Here is a 19955-nt window from a genome sequence, read left to right as displayed (position 1 = left end):
TTCTACGCCTTATTGGGAAGATTAGCCTTGTTGGCAGGGGCTGCTAGAAGCCCCGCTACTGTTGAGGCGAGAAGACTAGGATTCTGTGTAGAGTTCCGCTTATTCCACACAGCACGGGCATCCCTCATAATGCAAATCATGTAATAGTCGGAAACAATCTCCCCCTGCTGCTCCATGTTGTAATCAGAAAAAACCCCGCCGGCACTCAAAATATACTTGTACGCCTCTGCCCCGCGACTACTCACTGACATACCTTTATGCTTCACAGGATAGCCAAGTTGATGCTGCCAAACATGAGTCATCTCATGCATAAACAAAGCCTTGTACTCGCCGTCTATCGTATTGGAGAAATCGTCCCTGTAGTACTCGGTACTTGCTGGGTAATACATCTCCCCATTGGGTGTAACAGCCGTATTCTGAAATCCCAGAAACAACCACCACCCACCGTGATGTACTTTGACTTTCGTATAGTTGATTGCATCCTTGAATACGGTTTTAGCCATGGCGATCTCGCCCGCAGTCAGCGCTCGTTTTTTGCCTTCGGGCAGCGGGATGTTTCGGGTGGAAGTACCGACATTCGTGTCGTTGGTAGAAACGTCCAAGGGCCTCAAATCAATGTCCAGTGACGTCTGAGCGTTAAGTGCCGCGCAGCAGAAAGATTCCATTTTTTCAGGAGGAAAGAGCTTCAGCTGAGTGACCTGTATGGGTTTTTCGGTTACGAGGCGCCCCGTGTAGCCCTGTTCATCCGTCACGCCTTCCACGGTGCTGCCATCCACCAAGGTGACCGAATATCTGAGATTGCTTGCCAAATCACCGTTAGGACCGATCAAGCGAAGTTGTTCGTCATAAACTGCCTCAGGCAATTCAACCCGCAAATCCCCCGGCACCAAGGTATTGACACTCATGGTCCGCCCATCCCTGTCCGTTACTCCATTGAACACATCCCCCTGTTGGGTCGTAACGCGATAGCGGGCAAACGGCATCGCTGCCTGGGCATCGTCTTTGAGCGTATAGCCGGCGGCATAACCGGCTGGTAAAGGGGATGCGGGTGTGTTCAGGCTGGCCCCTTGGGTTTTTTCCACATGGGTGGCCTTCAGATAAATATTGCCCGGCGCACCCAATTCGATATCTCCGTTTTTCAGGCGGATGTAGGCGCCGCCACAGTTGAGTACCAACTCCTGTGGAGCATTGATTTCCACGCGCCCTTGAACGCTTTCGATCTTCACGTCGGTCTTCGCCAAGGCATGAAGATCGTTGCCTTGAGCATGTAGCTCGACCTTCCCTTCGGCAGCCTTGAGTTGTAGGCCGGCTTCTTTGGCCACTACGCTGATGCCGCCCTGCGCGGTGGCGGTGATATTGTGGCCTGCGCCGATATCAGCGTTGTGCGCAGCGATGATGCCAACGCTTTCGGCGCCGGAGGCCAGGCATACGGCTTCGGGGCTGACCATGCCGATCCCGCTTGGGGCGTGCAGCAGTACGCCAGGTTGCTTCAATCCGTTGAGTGCCTGGTTCAGGCGTTGCTGGCTGTCGATGTCGCTTGGCGTTGCTTGAGCGCTACGGGCCGCTTCGGCCAAGGAGCGCGCCAGGGAAAGCGCGCTTTCCAACTGTTCAATGGCGGCCGTCATATCCAGCTGTTCACCCTTGGCCTTGACCTGCTCATCCGCACTGATAAACACCCCCCTGCCACCCCGAATCGCCCCCCAGCCATCGGTGCGTAACTCAAACCCTTCCCCGCGCTTCTGCCGCTCGGCATCCACCAGATGTCCCAGGTTCAACTGGCTCTTGCCACTGTGTTCGGTGCTGAGCTTGATGTGCTCCTGGCCGCGGGTGTCGTCCAGGCGCAGTTTGTTGTTGGTCGGGGTGCGCAGGACGTTGCGGCGTTCGTTGCGGGCGGTGACCGGGTCGGGGTGGCGGTCATCGTGCAGGGCGTGGGCGATGTAGGGGCGGTCGGGGTCGCCGTGTTCGAAGGCGATGGCCACTTCGGTGCCGGCCTGCAGCGGGAGGTGCAGGCCGTGGGTGTCGCCGCCGTAGGGTCGGGCCAGGCGTAGCCAGGCGCTTTCGCGGCCGGGTTGCCAGGTGTCGCGGTCGAACAGGAAGCGCACTTTGTAGCGGCCTTCGAAGTCGAGGTCGGCGTAGGGCGGGTTGACGACCGGGTGGCTGACGCGGGCGGGGATGGTGCCGCCCATGCGCGGCTTGGGCAGCAGCGCGGGGCGAAAGCACACGGTTTCCGAGTAGGGAATGGCTTGGAAGTGGGCGACGAAGCTGCGGTCGCGGGCCGCTTCGGTGCGCAGGCTGACGATCACCGCGCCGGTCCCGAAGGCCTTCGGCGCGCCGCCGGTGATGTCGAGGCGCTGCGCCGGGGCCAGGATGGCGCTGCTGGTGGTGCCGCTGAGGCGGGTCTGGTCGTTGAGGTAGAGCTCGTGGCGCAGGCGGGCGTAGAAGAAGCCGCTTTCGCTTTGCAGGTCTTCGTCCAGGGCGTAGCGCTCGCCCAGCACCGTGTAGGGTTCGCCGTAGTGATAGGCCTCGCCGTAGGTGCCCTTGGCGCCTCGGGTGTGGTCGACTTCGCCGTCCAGGAAGGCATGGGCCTCGCGGTGATGGTAGGCGCGAAAATTGATGGTTTTCTCGACCATCCGGTGGGCGGTCTGCAGGTTCCAGACGGCATCCTGGCCATCGGCGGACAAGCCCGACGGCGGGCGGCACGGCAACGTGACGCCGCGCTGGTAGTGCCGCTGGTCGTCGTGAAACTCCACCACGTCGATGTTCAGGCGATCGTCGCTGGTGACGCGGTACCAGATGCCGACCTCGGCCAGCAGGCGCTCGACGAAGGCCAGGTCGCTCTCGTCGTATTGCATGACCTGTTCGCGCCGGGGGTACTGGCGCACCAGGTTGAAATAGAACTCCTCGCCACGAAAATCGTGGCGCGTGCGCAGGATGTGCTCGACGATCTCGGGCACCGACTGCTGCTGGTAGATGCGAAACTGCTTGCCGCGCCCAAGCCGCGCGAAACGCGGTTGCAAGGTGATTTCATAGCGGGCTTCGTCGTTGGAGCCGGACAGGCGCTTGAAGCCAGAGATCACCCCATGAAAGGCGCGCAACGGCTTGATCACCGGCGGCTTGAAGCCTTTGGGCGTCGGCGGTGGCGGCACGGCGTACAGGTTGAAATAACCCCACCGGTTGAGCACGTCGGTGGCCGCCAGGTCGCGCTCGGTGCAGGTGAATTCGATGCGGTAGAGGTAGGGACGACTCAGGTGTTCCTCGCCGGTGAAGGCCAGGACGTCGAGGTGGGCGTCGAGGCCGGAAATTCGCAGGGTGTGGCGGCTGTGGTCGAAGAAGGTCGGCATGGGCATGTTCATTGCGCAGGCTCCTTGACGACAGTCTCGGCGGCGTCCGCACCATCGACGAAGCGCAGGGTAATCCCCTCCTCCTGGCAATAACCCAGGTGCACCCCGCGTGTGCGCAACTGCGCGGCCCGACGTTGCAGCAATTGTTGGCTCAGCACCGGCAGGATCTGTTCGTTGAGCAGGCTGTCGATGTTGCGCGCCCCGGTGTCGGGCAGCAGGCAAGCCGCAACCAAGGCCTCGCTCAGGGCGTCATCGATGTCACAGTCCAAGCCGTAGTGGCGCTGCAAACGCTTGGCCACCTGATCGAGCTTGATGGCGACGATGCACTGCAGGGCGTCGACGTGCAGCGGGCGATAGATGAGCGTCTGGAAGCGTGCCAGCAGGGCCGGCTGGAAGTGTTCGCGCAGGATCGGCCGCATGAGCTCATGCAGCGTGCTGTCCGGTGCGTCGGGTTGCTCCAGCAGACAGCCTTGCAGTGCGTCGCTGCCCAGGTTGGAGGTCATGAGGATGACGGTGTTGCGAAAGTCGATCTCGCGCCCTTCCCCGTCACGCATGAAACCGCGATCGAACACCTGGTAGAACAGGTTGAGCACGTCGTGGTGGGCTTTTTCCACCTCGTCGAGCAGCACGACGCTGTAAGGCCGTTGGCGCACGGCTTCGGTCAGCACACCGCCCTGCCCATACCCCACGTAACCGGGCGGCGATCCTTTGAGCTGACTGACGGTGTGGGCTTCCTGATATTCGGAAAGGTTGAGCGTGATGAGCGCTTTTTCCCCGCCGAACAGGCTGTCGGCCAGGGCCAGGGCGGTTTCGGTCTTGCCGACGCCGCTGGTGCCCACCAACAGGAAGACGCCCAAAGGCCCCTTGTCATCGGTGAGCCCTGTCTTCGCCGCCCGCAGGCGCTGGGCCAGCGCATTGAGTGCAGGGGCCTGGCCGATGACGCGCTCGGCCAATTGTTGTTCCAGCTCCAGCAGGTTGGTTTGTTCATCCTTGAGCAGGCTGCCCAGGGGCACACCGGTCCAATCGGCGATGACTTCAGCCACGCTGCGGGCATCGACGTCGAGGAACAACAAGGGTTGCTTGCCCTGGATTGCATCCAGTTGCCGCTGCAACCGCGCGCACTCGGCCCGCTGCATGGGCTCGGCCTCGCGAGCGTCGAGCAACTGCTGGGACAACTCGAGCACTTGACCGTATTGACGCTCCAGCTCGACCCGAGCGTGTTCCAACTCGGCGTGTTGCGCAGCGATTTGCATCAACCGCTCGGTGTCGACGCTACCGCCCAGGCCTTGGTCCGCGTCCAGGGCCTGGCGCTCCAGTTCGAGGGCGACTTGTCGCGCCTTGACCCGGACCAGCGCCTGGGGTTCGCAATCGACACTCATGCGCACCCGCGCGCTGGCAGTGTCCAGCAGATCAACGGCTTTGTCCGGCAACTGGCGCCCCGTGAGGTAGCGCCGCGACAGGCTGACGGCAGCCTGCACCGCCGCATCCTGGATGTGCACACCGTGGTGGCTGGCGTACCGGGCCTTGAGTCCGCGCAACATCAGGCAGGCATTGGCGTCATCCGGCTCGTCGACCTTGACCTGCTGGAAGCGTCGCTCCAATGCCGCATCGCGTTCGAAGTATTGCTTGTACTCACTCCAGGTGGTGGCGGCGATGGTGCGCAACTCGCCACGGGCCAAGGCGGGCTTGAGCAGGTTTGCCGCATCCGCGCCCCCCGCCTGGTTGCCGGCGCCGATCAGCGTATGGGCTTCATCGATAAACAGCAGGATCGGGGTTTCGGCGTGCTGCACCGCATTAATCACGCTCTTGAGGCGCTGTTCGAACTCACCTTTGACCCCGGCACCGGCCTGCAACAAGCCCAAGTCCAGCGCCCGCACGCTGACCGACTTGAGGCTGTCAGGCACGTCGCCTTGGGCGATGCGCAGCGCCAGCCCTTCGACCAGCGCGGTTTTGCCCACGCCCGGCTCGCCGACCAGGATCGGATTGTTCTTGCGTCGGCGACTCAAGATGTCGATGACCTGGCGTATTTCATCGTCGCGACCGAACACCGGATCGATCTGCCCTTCCCCGGCCCGGGCAGTGAGGTCCTGGGTGAATCTGTCCAATAGCGCCCGCCGTGCATCGGGCATCGCGGTTGCGCCGGCGGCAGACTCGCTCAGCATCCCCTCCGTCCCGCCGACGACGAGCGCTTGCGCATCGGGACGCTCTTCGGAGATGTGATCCAGCAACCCGGACAACCGCTGCAACTGCGGCTCGCCAAGGCTGAGCAATGGCCAGGCCGCTTCGCAGGCCAGCAGGCCGGGCGCGTCCATCAACGCCCCCAGTAGATGGGCGGAGCGCAGCCGTTCGTTGTCATCATCCAGCGAGGCGCGCAACCAGGCATTCTTGATCAACTGCTGCAACGGCTCCGACAGCTGTGGCTTGGCCTGGACGCTGCGCGGCAGGTTATCGAGGTGGCTGAGCAAGCCACACCAAAGCGCCTCCAGGTCCAATTCGTGACGGCGCGCGATGACGGTCAGGTCGCCCTCGCCCTGCCCCAGCAACTTGAGCAGCCAATGCTCGATGGTGATGTGCGCATGGGCCCGGCTCTGGCACAGCGACGCCGCGTCGCTCAGGGCTTGGGCGCAATAGGGATTCAGACGGCGAAGCAGACGCGTGGGGCTCTGTACCATGGGTGGCATCCTTGTGCGGGTTTCGGTAGTGATCGGGCAGCGATGGGCGAAAAACGGATGTGCTTGGCTGAGCGCCCGCGAACGGACGCTCAACCCAGCACACCGGCAATCGACAGGCGCAGGCGGCCTGTCGATGCCCGCGCGTCAGGCGCTTTGGCGCTCGCTCCAGGAATCGGAATGGATGATGTTGCCGTCCTTGTAGGTCCAGGTGACCTTCTCGTAGCGCAACTCAATCTGTTCCAGGTGGTTGTGCTTCTCTTTGGTCGGGTCCTTGATGTCGTGCATTTTTGGCGCGACCTTCACCACCTTGACGTTCTCCAGCTTGGTAATGAAGTACTCGACTTCCTGCCCGGCATCATCGATGCGGTACCACTTGAACTCGGCGCTCTTGAGGGTCTGGCCGGTCGTCACGGCCTTGTAGAGGTAGGGACTGGAAGCGTCGATTTCCTTGGAAAACAGGAACGGCGTGTGAACCCGCGCGCCCGTCAGCTTGCCGGTGCTGTTGTCGGTCGGGATGTACAGGCTGTGGTCCTGGGCGATGACTTCAATGCTGCCCTCGCGCTTTTGCACGTCCACCGAACCCTTGATCTCTGCGCCGCCGTCATCTTGCAGCCAGAGGTAAACGGGAATTGCCATGTGAAGCTCCTTTTCATAGATCGTCGCGGGATGCGACGGGGGGGGGGACTGTCCGGCCCTGTCGTGGGGAATACGCAAGCGCCCACCTCAGGTACCAGACGGATATCGACGCGACGGTTGGCTGCGCGCCCCGCCTCGGTATCATTGCCGGCAATCGGTTGGCTGGCGCCGAACCCCTGCACGGCAAAACAGCTGTCGGGAATGCCGCCCACCTGCAGCATCCATTCATGCACGGCGGCAGCACGTTCGCGGGACAACCGCAGGTTCTGCGCGGCATCGCCCGTGGCATCGGTGTGCCCGGCGATGACGATCAACCAGCCGGGCTGGGCCTTGATCCCGACCAGCGCATTGACCAGCACCTTGGTGGAGTCAGGCTTGAGCCGCGCGCTGCCCGGACTGAACAGCGACAAACTGTCCAGTCTCACCGGCTGGGAAGCCGGCAAAGTCATGGACCCGGACGACACCCGGCGATGGGAAAGAACCGCCAGCAACGGCTCACGCAGAGGGGCACCGCGATACAGCCCCAGGCCCAACGACAGGGGCTCGCCATGTCGGTGATAAGTGTCCAGGCGATGCGCGGCTTCACCGAGGATGGCCTCGGCTTCCTGTCGCCGAGGGGAGGTTCGTTGCAGTTGCGACTCCACCGCCAGGAGCGGCGCATAACGACGCAGGTCATCAGTCACTTGGCGCACCAGCAAGGTGTTCTGCCATGCCGAATTGACCAGGGCGACCCCGCCAGCGATTCCGAACATCCACATCGCAAGGATGCTGGCGTGCTGTCGAGACGTACGCTGGGCACGCAATGGAATCAGGCTCAGCACAGGATCCGGAAACGGCAACACCGCCTTCGTGATGGCTCGCCTGGGGTCGACCAGCGCCACCTTGTCGCGTAGCCGCTGCTCCCAGAGATTCCCTTCCACACCCCCAGTCAATGCGGGTACCGGCCTGATGACCCAGCACACCGCCGAGCCTCGATCAGCACCGACGGCACGTGCATTGAAGTGCGGCAGCACACTCTCGTGCAGCCATTGCACTGCGTTGTTCAACTGCACGCCGACCTGCATCCGCATCGCCCGCAAGGCTGAGTCGGCGGGCTGCCGGAGCCAATCGGCCAGGTCGACACTGGCTCCGGCATCAAGAACGCGAGGACTCGGATGGCCACCCGTCCAACAGAACCACGGAGCCTCGCCCCCCGGTGCATGGAAATAGCTCACCATCGTCAGCGGCATTGACGCCCCCTGACCCGCCAGCGTGGCTTGATGACGAAACGTCCGTATCCGCCCCGCCAGTTCAGCTTCATCGCTGTGTGCCGCAGGGTTGATGATGAACATGACGCTGAGCTGGGCGCCCCATCCCGGACGCAAGGCCAGGATGCTCTCGGTCACGTTGGAGAGCTGATCGGGCGCCGGTACACGTACATAGCAACCTTGATGGGTCACCCGTACGGCCAACTCCAGTTCGGGGATACTGCCGAACAAACCGTCCAGGCCATCGCCGCAGACCAGCACCACAGGCCGACGAAACGAGGCTGGGGGCACGGACACGTTGGCGGCGAGTTTCACCGATTCACGCAAACGCGCGACACGCCGGTTGGCCACGACCCAACCCACCGCCACGACACTCACCATGCCCAGCATGACGACCACGCGTATCCATGCGGTAAGCGGGAGCATGAGCAGCAACGCCAGGACAAGGCTCCCGGCCCATAGCCAAAGGACTCGTTGCAACTGGATTGTCATAAGGCCCCTCACGCCTGGCCGGGCATGAGGGAAGCAACCACGCCGGTCAGCCAGCGGTCCATCGTCCACCAGACGCCGGCGAGCAGTAGCGCGACCGCCATGCCGTGCATCCAGGGGGATCGGTACCGGGCCAGGCGACCGCCCTTTCGGGGCACCAGGTTTGCGCTGATTTTCAGCGAGGTGACCCGTGCTTCGAGGGCCTCCAATACTTGCTCGCGCCCAGGGTCGGCAAGGTCCGCGTAACGACCTTTGAAACCCAGCATCAGGACTCGATGAAACACCGTCAGCACCCGCGGATCCGGTGACGATTCGCGCAACACCAGGCGAATCTCCTCGTAGAGCGACTCTCCGGCCTGATGCCGGTTGAACAACTTGGCCTGCAGCGGTTCACAGGTCCATTCAGTCCGTACCTCGTCCTTGGTACAGAGGAGCACCGCCTCATCCAGCAGTGCGCATTGGGCGTGGTTGATGTGCTCGATGTCGCGCGGGTCCATGGCGATCTGTTCAAGCTGCTCCCGGACCTGCTCGACCTGGTTCAGGCAAAGTTGTTGCAGAGCCTTGGTGTCCGGCACCGACAGGCCCTGGCGTAGCTGGACCACCAGCAGATAGCTGTCCTGGAGCAAGGCGTCGATATCCGTCGTCAGTGCGCCTGGTTTTTTCGAGAAATTCAGAGTCATGTGCGTAGCACCGCAAACAGTTCAAGTTGGACTTGCGACAAGGTGCTGGGCACGTAGCAAGCGAAAGTCCCCGAAGTCAGCATGGCTTGCCCCTTGGGATGGCCAAGATCGAGGGCGAAGTATTGGTTTTCCAGGCGCAGCGGGATGGCCGCCGGCACATGGTTGAGGGGTTTCAGCGGGACGCCATCGAGCGCCGCGTTGATCAGCTCGTCGACATCCGCCGGCGCGCCGATTTTGCATAGGCGAGGAAACTGATCCTGAAGCTGTGCCGCCGGTAACTGGCAGCGCACCGACAGGTAGAAGTCAGCCCCGTCGGGCTCACGAAGCCGAGCATCGTTGAGCGTCACTTGCCAGCGATTGGCGCTGTGCTCCAGCGCCAGGGCGATGACGCGCGACGGCAGGCTCGCTTCCAGCAACGTAGCGATACAGCGCATCAGCGGCGGGAACACCGTTTCCAGGTGTTCATGGCGATAGGCTGGAATCTTGTCGATGTCGTGTTCCAGCGAAAACGTCAGCAGGCTGCCGGCCAGCTTGGCCAGCTCCAGATAGACCTGCTCGGGGTGGCGTTGCGGATATGCCTTGAGATCGGCCAGAACCGGCTGGTAGGTGTTCAAGGCATTGAGCAACCAGAACAACGACACATCGGCGACGGCGAAATCGGCCATGCGCTGGTTGCTTTCCCGACGCATGCCCATGAGGCGCTGTCGCTTGGCGGACAACTGCGTCAACAGGTTGTCCAGCTGGACCAGCAGCCCCGGGTGCGCGGCAAAACTGAGCAGCGGCGGCACATAGGTCGGATCAAGATTCCACCTGCCCTGCCCTTCACGCACCAGGCGCGCGATGGGACAGGTCAGGTAGTCACCGTTGTCGTCCTTGTCCAGACGCAGCGTCAGCGCGTGTTCCAGCACCGCGATCGACTGGACTTCGTCTGCATACAGATCCTGAACCGGTCGCCAGTCCTGACGATAGCGGGTTGGCCGATCAGCCCGGCCCTCCTGCATCAGGCAGTTGTTGCCGTTGGCCTGCTCCAGGGGCAAGGCCAGCAGCACGAGTGCCTGCCCGGCGTCGTCGCTCATCAACCGCGACAACTCCAGCCCCGGCGGCAGGCGATCCACCCGTTCACTGTCGAGCAGGCTGCCGTCGGCCATGCGCACGCTCAGGCGGGTAGCCTTGAGCTTGCCCAGGCGCAATGCATCGGTGTCGAACTCAACAGCCTTCACGCCCCAAGGGTGGGCCAAGGCCAGGCTGGCGAGCTGCTCGTTGACCCACGCTTCCCAGCGCGCTTGTTGCTGAAACTGTTGCGCAGACAATAGGGTGCCGGACGTCCACAAGGGACGATCGATTTTCATGGCGTCGTTTCCTCGGGATTAAGTCAGGCTTTCGCCTTGGGCATTTGCGAAACCAGCGACAGGTTGACGTCCATGCCCTCCACCTGAAAGTGCGGCACGGCGTACAACTTGACCCGGAAGAAACCGGGGTTGTCCTCGATGTCTTCCACCGTCACCTTGGCATCACGCAGGGGGTGCGAGGCCTGCAGGGCATCGCCGGGATCGGTCATTTCGGTCACCAGCCCGCCGATCCATTTATTGAGTTCCAACTCCAGCAAGCGACGGTCCTTGGTGGTCCCGATGTTTTCGCGCTGGATCAATTTCAGGTAATGGGCAATGCGCGAGAGCAAGAAGATATAAGGCAGGCGCGCATTGATGCGGCTGTTGGCGGTGGCATCCGGCGTGTCGTACAACGCAGGCTTCTGGGCTGAACTGGCGGAGAAGAAACAGGCGTAGTCGCGGTTCTTGTAATACGACAGGGGAATGAAGCCGAGATTGGCGAATTCGAACTCGCGGGTTTCCGGGATCATCACCTCCGAAGGAATCTTGACCTGGTTGCCGGTACCCAGGTCATACAAGTGGATCGGCAGGTCCGTGACCGCGCCCCCCGACTGAGGCCCACGAATCTGCACGCACCAACCATTGGCGATAAAGCTCTTGACCATGTTGGCGGCAAACGCGAAGGACGCGTTGGTCCACAAATACTTGTCGTGATCAGGGCCCTTGACGCTTTCGACGTAGTTGAAGCTGCGCACGGGAATCGTATCCGGCCCATAGGGCAGGCGCCCCAGGACCCGCGGCATGGTCAGGCCGACGTAACGCGCATCGTCACTGTCACGGAAGGCCTTCCACTTGATGTACTCGGCTCGATCGAAGTAATTGCCGATGTCCTTGATGGCGGCCACCTCCTCCATGGATTGCTTGCCAAAGAATGCCGGCCCCACCGAACCGATAAAGGGCATGTGCGCCGCCGCGGCCACTTTCGAAATATTGCGCAGCAAGGCAATGTCCTGCGGGCTGCGATCGAATTCGTAATTGGAAATGGCGGCCGCGATTGGCTCCCCGCCTGGCGTGTCGTATTCGCGGGTGTAGGTGTGCAGGTACAAACCGCTCTGGGCGATTTCGGGGGCGTCTTCAAAATCCCGCACCAGGTCAGTCTTGCTGATATCCAGCAATTCGATGCGCACGTTCTGGCGAAAATCCGTCTGGTCGATCAAGGACTTGACGCCGCGCCAGGTTGATTCGACGCGTTGGAAGTCCGGGTGATGCATGACCGCATCGAGTTGACGACTGATCTGCGTGTCCAGCGAAGCGATATGCTCGTCGAGGAGCACTTTGTCCAATCGCTCCACTTTCTGCGGTGATTCCTTGAGCAACTTCAGGAACACGCTGACCGCGGCGGTGACCCGTTCATCAACCGATGCCTCGGACAACGCCTCGGCGTGCTGGAAAGTTTCGATACTTCCCAGCTCAGCGACAGGGTTCAAATTTATCTTGCTGAACAGCGCCGCATAAACGCCCTTGTCTTCAGCCAACACTGTAGCGCCGCGCGATTGCACGTTAGAACTTTCAGTAGACATATATAGTTACTCTTATGGCCTGCCGGCGAAATGAATTAGCGGACTTCTTTTGGCGCCAATGCCGCCAGTTCAGTTCGAAGTTCATCACTGAGCGCATCATCCTGGAGGATGCGCTCCAATTCGTGACGGAAGGTCATGTTGTCCAGCAGGTTCGACTTCAGGTCGCGCAACAGGTTGCGCATGGCCAACAGCGCCCGTAACTGCGGAATCTGGCGGGCCACCTGCTCCGGCTCAAAATCCTTCATCCGTTGAAAACTCAGTTCAACGGACATATCCCCCTCATCACCCGTCAGCGTGTTGCGCGCAGCGAATGCCAGGCGGGGGGAGAATTCCTCAAGGACGTTGTCGACGTTGTGTTTATCGATATTGACCTTGCCCCTCTCCGATAACGGGCGCTGCTCCTTGCCGTTACTGTAGTCCCCCATCACCATAAGCTTCAGCGGCAATTCAACTTTTTTCTGTGCGCCCCCAGTGTGTAGATCGAGTTTGATATTGACCCTGCTTTTGGGCACTTCATTTTGAAAACTGTACGATGCCATACTTGCTCCTTTGAAATGTTGGCAGGCAATGATTGAACATCTTCGTTGCTCTTCACCCTGCATCCCGCATCCTGCATTCACGCTTTTCGCTGTCTTAATGTAGCGACGAAATACAACGCCGGATAGCTTAAATCTACCCCTTTGAACAAAAAGGAATAGGCTCACAAAAAGGCGGACGGGGCCCTACAGAAAAAACTTACAAAAAACGCGAAATGAACGCGTAATGAACGCGCAATGCTCAAACAAACAACTTATGTAGGAAAAGAATTACAGACGCGAGATTAGGATCAACGCGACTTTAAACATTCTTCGAGGTCTCCGTTTTGAAAGACCGATCACGAAGCCCCAGGCTTTTGTCGACCAAATGATCTATACCTTTCATAGACACGCAGTCAGGCCGACGTAACAGATGACGTGTCCGGACGAAACGAACGCGGCGAACCACTTTTGGGTGTGCTGCATCACATAACATAGGCCTGAAGCACCTGTTTACGGCGCCGCCCCGTAGAATGGGCACATTATTTTTCAATGCCTGAAGTCCCCATCATGACCCCAAGCAAGCGCGTTTCGAATCTGCCCATCAAAGCGCTATGCGGGCTTTGTCTATTGATGGCGCTGTTGGTCATGACTCATGCGGGCGGTGAGCCGTTGGAGCTGGAGCTGCATATCCCCGATGCGCCTCCGCTGACATTCGTCGACGACCCCAGGGGCCACGGGATTGCTGGCGATGTTGCCGTGGCGGCCATGGCCAAGGCCGGCTACGCGGTCAAAATCCATGTATTGCCTTGGGCCCGGGCGCAAAAGCACGTCAGCGAGGAACATGATTACCTGATCACCCCTCTCTCGCGCATTCCCACCCGTGAGGATCGTTTCACCTGGATCGCTTCGATCATGCCCATGGAGCGTGCCTTCTTCAGCCTTGACCGGCGAGTGAACAGCTTCGCCCAAGCGAGAGAAACCTACCGCAAGATCGGGGTCGGCCTCGGCAGCGCGCAAGAGGATATCCTGCGTGCCGAGGGCTTCAGCGATGAGCAGATCTACCCCCTGGCCATTGGCGACAATCCCGCTCAACTGCTGCTGATGGGGCGTATCGATGCCTGGTTCAATGGTGTTCCCGAGAGCCGCTATATCTGGCCGAAAGTGTCCAAGCGCAAATTGCTGATGAGTTCGGTTGGCAGCAGCGCCGAGCTTTACCTCGCCTGTTCACGGCAGTGCTCGCCCAAAATCGTCGAAGACTTGCGGGGGGCCGTGGAGGCCCTTCGCAAAGAAGGCGAAATCAAGCGAATCCATGACATTTACTTGCCGTGACAAATGACAAGGCCAACCTGACGAGACATCAGCCAAATTGATAGCCTACTAACGAAAGCCCCGGACTAGAGGGCTCATCGATGGCTTATATCATTCCGAATGATAGTTACCTTTGTTTCATTCGATTCGTTCCTCTGCGCCTCGACACGCATCATCCGCCCATCTCAATACACTTGGCGGATGCTATCCATGGAACATTCACTTTCTAAATTGCGCTTTCCCCTCGCACTGTTGGCGGTGCTGGTGATCAGCGCTTGCGGCAAGACCCCCGAAACGGCAGCTTCCATGCCGGCGGCCAAAGTCAGTGTGGCCAAGGTACTGGAGCAGCCCGTCAACGAATGGGATGAGTTCACCGGGCGCCTCGAAGCACCGGAAACCGTCGAGATTCGCCCACGTGTCTCGGGGCAGATCGATGAAGTCGCCTTCACCGAAGGCGCGCTGGTCAAGAAAGGCGACCTGCTGTTCCAGATCGACCCTCGCCCCTTCCAGGCTGAAGTGCGTCGTCTCGAAGCCCAACTGGCCCAGGCCCGCGCCACCGCGACTCGCAGCGAGAACGAAGCCCAGCGTGGCGAACGCCTGCGCTTGAGCAATGCGATTTCCGCTGAATTGGCGGATTCGCGCACCACCGCCGCCCAGGAAGCCCGCGCTGCCGTGGCGGGCATCCAGGCGCAGTTGGACCTGGCCAAGCTGAACCTGAGCTTTACCCGGGTCACCTCGCCCATCAACGGTCGTGTCAGCCGCGCGGAAATCACCGCGGGCAACCTGGTGACCGCCGATGTCACGCCGCTGACCAGCGTGGTGTCCACCGACAAGGTCTACGCCTATTTCGACGCCGACGAACGCGTCTTCCTCAAGTACACCCAACTCGCCCGCCAGGGCCAGCGCGGCCAGGCCACGCCGGTCTACATGGGCCTGTCCAACGAAGAGGGCAACCCGCACCTGGGCCAGATGAACTTCGTCGACAACCAGGTCAACCCGCAAACCGGCACCATCCGTGGTCGCGCGGTGTTCGACAACAAGGACGGCGCCTACACCCCTGGCCTCTACGCTCGGTTGAAACTGGTGGGCAGCGGCACCTACTCCGCCGTGCTGATCAACGACGAAGCCGTGGGCACCGACTTGGGCAAGAAATTCGTCCTGGTGATGGACGCCGAGAACAAGCCTGCCTACCGCGCCGTCGAGCTGGGTCCGAAGATCGAAGGCCTGCGCATCGTTCGCAACGGCTTGAACAAGGACGACACCATCATCGTCAAGGGGCTGCAACGGGCCCGTCCGGGTTCGCCGGTCACGCCTGAAACCGTGCCGATGGCCAGCGAGCAAACCCTCGCCGCCCTGGCACAACAACGTAAAGCGCTCGAAGCCAGCAACCTGCCACAAGTCGCGCCGTCCAAGGCAGCGTCCAGCTCGGCAGGCAAACTGGCCTCTGCGTCCCCACGCGGTTAAGGGACTGAATCCAAGATGAAATTTTCCCAGTTCTTCATTTCGCGGCCGATCTTCGCAGCGGTGCTCTCGCTGTTGATCCTGATCGCCGGCGCCATTTCGCTGTTCCAGTTGCCGATCAGCGAATACCCGGAAGTCGTGCCGCCGACCGTGGTCGTGCGCGCCAACTTCCCGGGCGCCAACCCCAAGGTCATCGGCGAAACCGTTGCCGCGCCCCTGGAACAAGCCATCACCGGCGTCGAGAACATGCTCTACATGTCCTCGCAGTCGACTGCTGACGGCAAGATCACCCTGACCATCACCTTTGCCCTGGGCACCGACCTGGACAACGCCCAGGTGCAAGTGCAGAACCGCGTCACCCGCACCGAGCCCAAGTTGCCGGAGGAAGTGACCCGCATCGGTATCACGGTGGACAAGGCATCGCCCGACCTGACCATGGTCGTGCACTTGACCTCGCCGGACAAACGCTACGACATGCTCTACCTGTCCAACTACGCCTTGCTCAATATCAAGGATGAGCTGGCGCGCCTGGGTGGCGTGGGTGATGTGCAGCTGTTCGGCATGGGCGACTACTCCCTGCGGGTCTGGCTTGATCCGAACAAGACCGCTTCGCGCAACCTGACCGCCACCGACGTGGTCACGGCGATCCGCGAGCAGAACCGCCAGGTTGCCGCCGGTGCCCTGGGTGCGCCGCCAGCCCCTAACGCCACGGCGTTCCAGCTGTCGGTCAACACCCAGGGTCGCCTGGTAAACGAAGAAGAGTTCGAGAACATCATCATTCGTTCCGGCGCCAACGGTGAAATCACCCGCCTGAAGGACATCGCACGGGTAGAGCTGGGCTCCAGCCAATACGCCCTGCGCTCGCTGCTCGATAATCAGCCGGCAGTGGCAATCCCGATCTTCCAGCGTCCAGGCTCCAACGCCATCCAGATTTCCAACGATGTGCGCGCGAAAATGGACGAGCTGAAGAAAGGCTTCCCGGCCGGCATGGACTACAGCATCGTCTATGACCCGACGATCTTCGTTCGTGGCTCCATCGAAGCGGTGGTCCACACCCTGTTCGAAGCGCTGATCCTCGTCGTGCTGGTGGTCATCCTGTTCCTGCAGACCTGGCGCGCCTCGATCATCCCGCTGGTCGCCGTACCGGTGTCGCTGATCGGTACATTCGCGGTCATGCACTTGTTCGGCTTCTCGTTGAACGCCCTGTCGCTGTTCGGCCTGGTACTGGCGATCGGTATCGTGGTGGACGACGCCATCGTGGTGGTGGAGAACGTCGAGCGAAATATCGAATTGGGACTCACCCCCGTGGAGGCGACCAAGCGCGCCATGGGCGAAGTGACCGGCCCGATCATCGCCACCGCCCTGGTGCTGTGCGCGGTCTTCGTTCCGGCGGCGTTCATCAGTGGCCTGACGGGTCAGTTCTATAAACAGTTCGCCCTGACCATTGCCATCTCCACGGTGATCTCGGCAGTCAACTCCCTGACCCTGTCGCCGGCCCTGGCCGCGGTGTTGCTCAAAGGCCATGACGCGCCCAAGGACCGTTTCTCCAAGTTCCTGGACAAGATTTTTGGTGGCTGGCTGTTCCGTCCGTTCAACCGTTTCTTCGAACGTGCCAGCCATGGCTACGTGGGCACGGTCGCTCGAGTGATCCGCAGCAGCGGCATCGCCCTGGTGCTCTACGCTGGCCTGATGGTGCTGACCTTCTTCGGTTTCTCCACCACGCCGACCGGCTTCGTGCCCGGCCAGGACAAGCAATACCTGGTGGCCTTCGCCCAACTGCCGGACGCCGCGAGCCTGGACCGCACCGAAGACGTGATCAAGCGCATGTCGGACCTGGCCCTCAAGCAACCGGGTGTTGAAAGCGCGGTGGCCTTCCCCGGCCTGTCGATCAACGGTTTCACCAACAGCCCGAACGCCGGCATCGTGTTCGTCACCCTGAAGCCCTTTGACGAGCGCAAGGACCCGAGCATGTCGGCCGGCGCCATCGCCGGTGCGTTGAACGGCAAATATTCGGAAATCCAGGAAGCCTACATGGCGATCTTCCCGCCGCCGCCGGTACAAGGGCTGGGCACGATCGGTGGTTTCCGCCTGCAAATCGAAGACCGGGGCAACCTGGGCTACGACGAGCTGTACAAAGAAACCATGAACATCATCACCAAGAGCCGCAGCGTGCCGGAACTGGCCGGTTTGTTCACCAGCTACACCGTGAACGTGCCGCAGGTCGATGCCGCCATCGACCGTGAAAAAGCCAAGACCCACGGCGTGGCCGTCAGCGACATCTTCGACACCCTGCAGATCTACCTGGGTTCGCTGTATGCCAACGACTTCAACCGCTTTGGCCGCACCTATCAGGTCAACGTCCAGGCCGAGCAACAGTTCCGCCTCGAATCGGACCAGATCGGCCAGCTCAAGGTGCGCAACAACCGTGGCGAGATGATCCCGCTGGCGACCTTCATCAAGGTCAGCGACACCTCGGGCCCGGACCGCGTGATGCACTACAACGGCTTCATCACCGCTGAAATCAACGGTGCCGCCGCCCCGGGCTACAGCTCCGGCCAGGCCGAGAAAGCCATCGAGAAACTGCTCAAGGACGAACTGCCCAACGGCATGACCTATGAGTGGACCGACCTGACCTACCAGCAGATTCTCTCGGGCAACACCGCGCTGTTCGTGTTCCCACTTTGCGTATTGCTGGCGTTCCTGGTGCTCGCGGCGCAATACGAAAGCTGGAGCCTGCCATTGGCGGTGATCCTGATCGTGCCGATGACCCTGTTGTCGGCGATCACCGGGGTGATTCTGTCCGGTGGCGACAACAACATCTTTACCCAGATCGGCTTGATCGTACTGGTGGGACTTGCCTGCAAGAACGCGATCCTCATCGTCGAGTTCGCCAAGGACAAGCAGCTTGAAGGCCTGAACCCGCTGGCAGCCGTATTGGAAGCTTGCCGCCTGCGTCTGCGGCCGATCCTGATGACGTCGTTCGCCTTCATCATGGGCGTGGTGCCCTTGGTGTTCTCCAGCGGCGCCGGTGCCGAAATGCGCCATGCCATGGGTGTTGCGGTGTTCTCCGGGATGCTTGGCGTAACCTTCTTCGGCCTGCTGCTCACCCCAGTGTTCTACGTATTGATCCGTAACTTCGTCGAGCGCAGCGAGGCCCGCAAGGCGGCCCGTGCCTTGAAACTGGAGGCGCAACAATGAGTGTCAAAGCGTTCCTGCCGAGCTTGCTGGTGTTGGCGCTGAGCGCCTGTGCCGTAGGCCCGGACTACAAGGCGCCACAAACGGAGGCGGCGAACGTCACCACCGCTACCGACGGCGCCGCCGGCCAGAAGAACTTCGACCGCGCCCGCTTCGAAGGCGTCTGGTGGCAGCAATTCGACGACCCGACCCTCAATGCGCTGGTGACCCGTTCGCTGGAAGGCAACCGTGAGTTGCGCGTGGCCTTCGCCCGCCTGCGGGCCGCCCGGGCGATTCGCGACGACGCCAGCAACGATGTCATGCCGACCATTACCAGCCGCGCCAGCAGCAACATCGGCAAAGGCCAGAACCCGATGGGCCAGACGGACGACCGGGTCAACTCCGAGCGTTACGACCTGGGCCTGGACATGGCCTGGGAACTGGACTTGTTCGGACGCATCCGGCGCAACCTGGAAGCGACCGATGCCGACCAGCAAGCCGCCGAGGCCGATCTCTACCAACTGCAGGTGACCATGATCGCCGAGCTGGTGGACGCCTACGGCCAACTGCGCGGCGCGCAACTGCGGGAGAAAATCGCCCTGGCGAACCTGCAGAACCAGCAGGAGTCGCGCAAGATCACCGAAAGCCTGCGCGAAGCCGGCGTCGGCGATCAGCTCGACGTGGTGCGCGCCGATGCCCGCCTGGCCGCAGTGGAAGCCAGCGTGCCGCAATTGCAGGCCGAACAGGCCCGTCAACGCAACCGCATCGCGACCTTGCTGGGTGAGCGTCCGGACAAGTTGACGGTAGATTTGAGCCCTAGACAGCTGCCGGCCATTGCCAAGGCTTTGCCCATTGGCGATCCGGGACAATTGTTGCAACGCCGTCCCGACATCCTCAGTGCCGAGCGTCAACTGGCTGCGGCCACGGCGCGCATCGGCGTGGCCAAGGCCGACCTGTTCCCGCGGGTCAGCCTGAGCGGTTTCCTCGGTTTTACCGCCGGACGCGGCTCGCAGATCGGCTCTTCGGCGGCCAATGCCTGGGCGCTGGGCCCGAGCATCACCTGGGCCGCTTTCGACCTGGGCAGCGTGCGGGCTCGCTTGCGCGGTGCCAACGCCGAAGCGGATGGCGCCCTGGCGAACTATGAACAGCAAGTGCTGCTGGCCCTGGAAGAATCGGAAAACGCCTTCAGCGATTACGGCAAACGTCAGCAACGCTTGATCTCGCTGATCCGCCAGAGCGAATCGAGCCGCGCCGCCGCAGACCTGGCCGAGATTCGCTACCGCGAAGGCACCGAGGACTTCCTCGTGCTGCTCGACGCCCAACGTGAACGCCTGGCCGCCGAAGACAGCCAGGCCCAGGCCGAAGTGGACCTGTATCGCGGCATCGTCGCGATCTACAAGGCCCTGGGCGGCGGCTGGCAACCGGAAACCGTCGCCAGCAACTGATAACCCCCTTCCCAACCGAGCTCCTTTGGTTGGCCGCAACCAGCCAAATGTTTGCCCCGCGTCTCATTCGGACGCG

At 61.4% G+C, this 19955-nt stretch carries 12 protein-coding genes; 4 read left to right on the top strand and 8 right to left on the bottom strand.

Going from position 1 to position 19955, the window contains the following annotated elements; all coding sequences use genetic code 11:
- Positions 1-2 precede the first annotated feature (2 nt).
- From KSS97_RS13695 to tssB, 8 genes are all read right to left on the bottom strand, one after another.
- Entirely contained in the window at positions 3-3353 is a 3351-nt protein-coding gene (locus tag KSS97_RS13695; RefSeq protein WP_217861890.1) for a type VI secretion system Vgr family protein, read from the bottom strand.
- A complete protein-coding gene (gene tssH / locus KSS97_RS13690; RefSeq protein WP_217861889.1) occupies positions 3350-6013 on the bottom strand; it encodes a type VI secretion system ATPase TssH in 2664 nt (887 codons plus the stop codon). Before tssH ends, KSS97_RS13695 begins: the two co-directional genes overlap by 4 nt.
- Positions 6014-6157: 144 nt before the next feature.
- Positions 6158-6589, bottom strand: a complete 432-nt coding sequence (locus KSS97_RS13685) for an Hcp family type VI secretion system effector (RefSeq protein ID WP_264081991.1) — start codon at positions 6587-6589, stop codon at positions 6158-6160.
- On the bottom strand, positions 6499-8322 hold the full coding sequence (locus KSS97_RS13680; RefSeq protein WP_368373383.1) for an OmpA family protein: 1824 nt from the start codon (positions 8320-8322) through the stop codon (positions 6499-6501). The genes KSS97_RS13685 and KSS97_RS13680 overlap by 91 nt, the downstream gene beginning before the upstream one ends.
- Positions 8323-8396: 74 nt before the next feature.
- Complete coding sequence (gene tssL / locus KSS97_RS13675; RefSeq protein WP_217861887.1) at positions 8397-9065, bottom strand: type VI secretion system protein TssL, short form; 669 nt, start codon at positions 9063-9065, stop codon at positions 8397-8399.
- Complete coding sequence (tssK, locus tag KSS97_RS13670; protein WP_217861886.1) at positions 9062-10414, bottom strand: type VI secretion system baseplate subunit TssK; 1353 nt, start codon at positions 10412-10414, stop codon at positions 9062-9064. Before tssK ends, tssL begins: the two co-directional genes overlap by 4 nt.
- A gap of 23 nt (positions 10415-10437) precedes the next feature.
- A complete protein-coding gene (gene tssC, locus KSS97_RS13665) occupies positions 10438-11973 on the bottom strand; it encodes a type VI secretion system contractile sheath large subunit (RefSeq protein WP_030138667.1) in 1536 nt (511 codons plus the stop codon).
- Between the two features lie 35 nt (positions 11974-12008).
- Positions 12009-12512: a type VI secretion system contractile sheath small subunit gene (gene tssB, locus KSS97_RS13660; protein ID WP_217861885.1), complete on the bottom strand. Its 504-nt coding sequence runs from the start codon at positions 12510-12512 to the stop codon at positions 12009-12011.
- 546 nt (positions 12513-13058) lie between these two features.
- Here tssB and KSS97_RS13655 point away from each other — a divergent pair.
- From KSS97_RS13655 to KSS97_RS13640, 4 genes are all read left to right on the top strand, one after another.
- Positions 13059-13820 (top strand): substrate-binding periplasmic protein, encoded by a 762-nt coding sequence (locus tag KSS97_RS13655; RefSeq protein ID WP_217861884.1) that lies wholly within the window; start codon positions 13059-13061, stop codon positions 13818-13820.
- 189 nt (positions 13821-14009) lie between these two features.
- Positions 14010-15263, top strand: a complete 1254-nt coding sequence (gene mexE, locus KSS97_RS13650) for a multidrug efflux RND transporter periplasmic adaptor subunit MexE (RefSeq protein WP_030138664.1) — start codon at positions 14010-14012, stop codon at positions 15261-15263.
- A 15-nt stretch (positions 15264-15278) separates the two neighbouring features.
- Complete coding sequence (locus KSS97_RS13645; RefSeq protein WP_030138663.1) at positions 15279-18458, top strand: efflux RND transporter permease subunit; 3180 nt, start codon at positions 15279-15281, stop codon at positions 18456-18458.
- Positions 18455-19879: an efflux transporter outer membrane subunit gene (locus tag KSS97_RS13640; protein WP_030138662.1), complete on the top strand. Its 1425-nt coding sequence runs from the start codon at positions 18455-18457 to the stop codon at positions 19877-19879. The genes KSS97_RS13645 and KSS97_RS13640 overlap by 4 nt, the downstream gene beginning before the upstream one ends.
- Positions 19880-19955: the final 76 nt, after the last annotated feature.

It is taken from the genome of Pseudomonas alvandae, from assembly GCF_019141525.1.
Taxonomy (GTDB): Bacteria; Pseudomonadota; Gammaproteobacteria; order Pseudomonadales; family Pseudomonadaceae; genus Aquipseudomonas; species Aquipseudomonas alvandae.
The sequence above is the reverse complement of the archived record's forward strand: the minus strand, read 5'-3'. Positions and strand labels throughout refer to the sequence as shown.

Coding starts and splice junctions, on each gene's coding strand:
- KSS97_RS13695 (WP_217861890.1), bottom strand. CDS start 3,353: ATGAACATGCCCATGCCGACCTTCTTCGACCACAGCCGCCACACCCTG.
- tssH (WP_217861889.1), bottom strand. CDS start 6,013: ATGGTACAGAGCCCCACGCGTCTGCTTCGCCGTCTGAATCCCTATTGC.
- KSS97_RS13680 (WP_368373383.1), bottom strand. CDS start 8,322: ATGCTCCCGCTTACCGCATGGATACGCGTGGTCGTCATGCTGGGCATG.
- tssL (WP_217861887.1), bottom strand. CDS start 9,065: ATGACTCTGAATTTCTCGAAAAAACCAGGCGCACTGACGACGGATATC.
- tssK (WP_217861886.1), bottom strand. CDS start 10,414: ATGAAAATCGATCGTCCCTTGTGGACGTCCGGCACCCTATTGTCTGCG.
- tssC (WP_030138667.1), bottom strand. CDS start 11,973: ATGTCTACTGAAAGTTCTAACGTGCAATCGCGCGGCGCTACAGTGTTG.
- tssB (WP_217861885.1), bottom strand. CDS start 12,512: ATGGCATCGTACAGTTTTCAAAATGAAGTGCCCAAAAGCAGGGTCAAT.
- KSS97_RS13655 (WP_217861884.1), top strand. CDS start 13,059: ATGACCCCAAGCAAGCGCGTTTCGAATCTGCCCATCAAAGCGCTATGC.
- mexE (WP_030138664.1), top strand. CDS start 14,010: ATGGAACATTCACTTTCTAAATTGCGCTTTCCCCTCGCACTGTTGGCG.
- KSS97_RS13645 (WP_030138663.1), top strand. CDS start 15,279: ATGAAATTTTCCCAGTTCTTCATTTCGCGGCCGATCTTCGCAGCGGTG.
- KSS97_RS13640 (WP_030138662.1), top strand. CDS start 18,455: ATGAGTGTCAAAGCGTTCCTGCCGAGCTTGCTGGTGTTGGCGCTGAGC.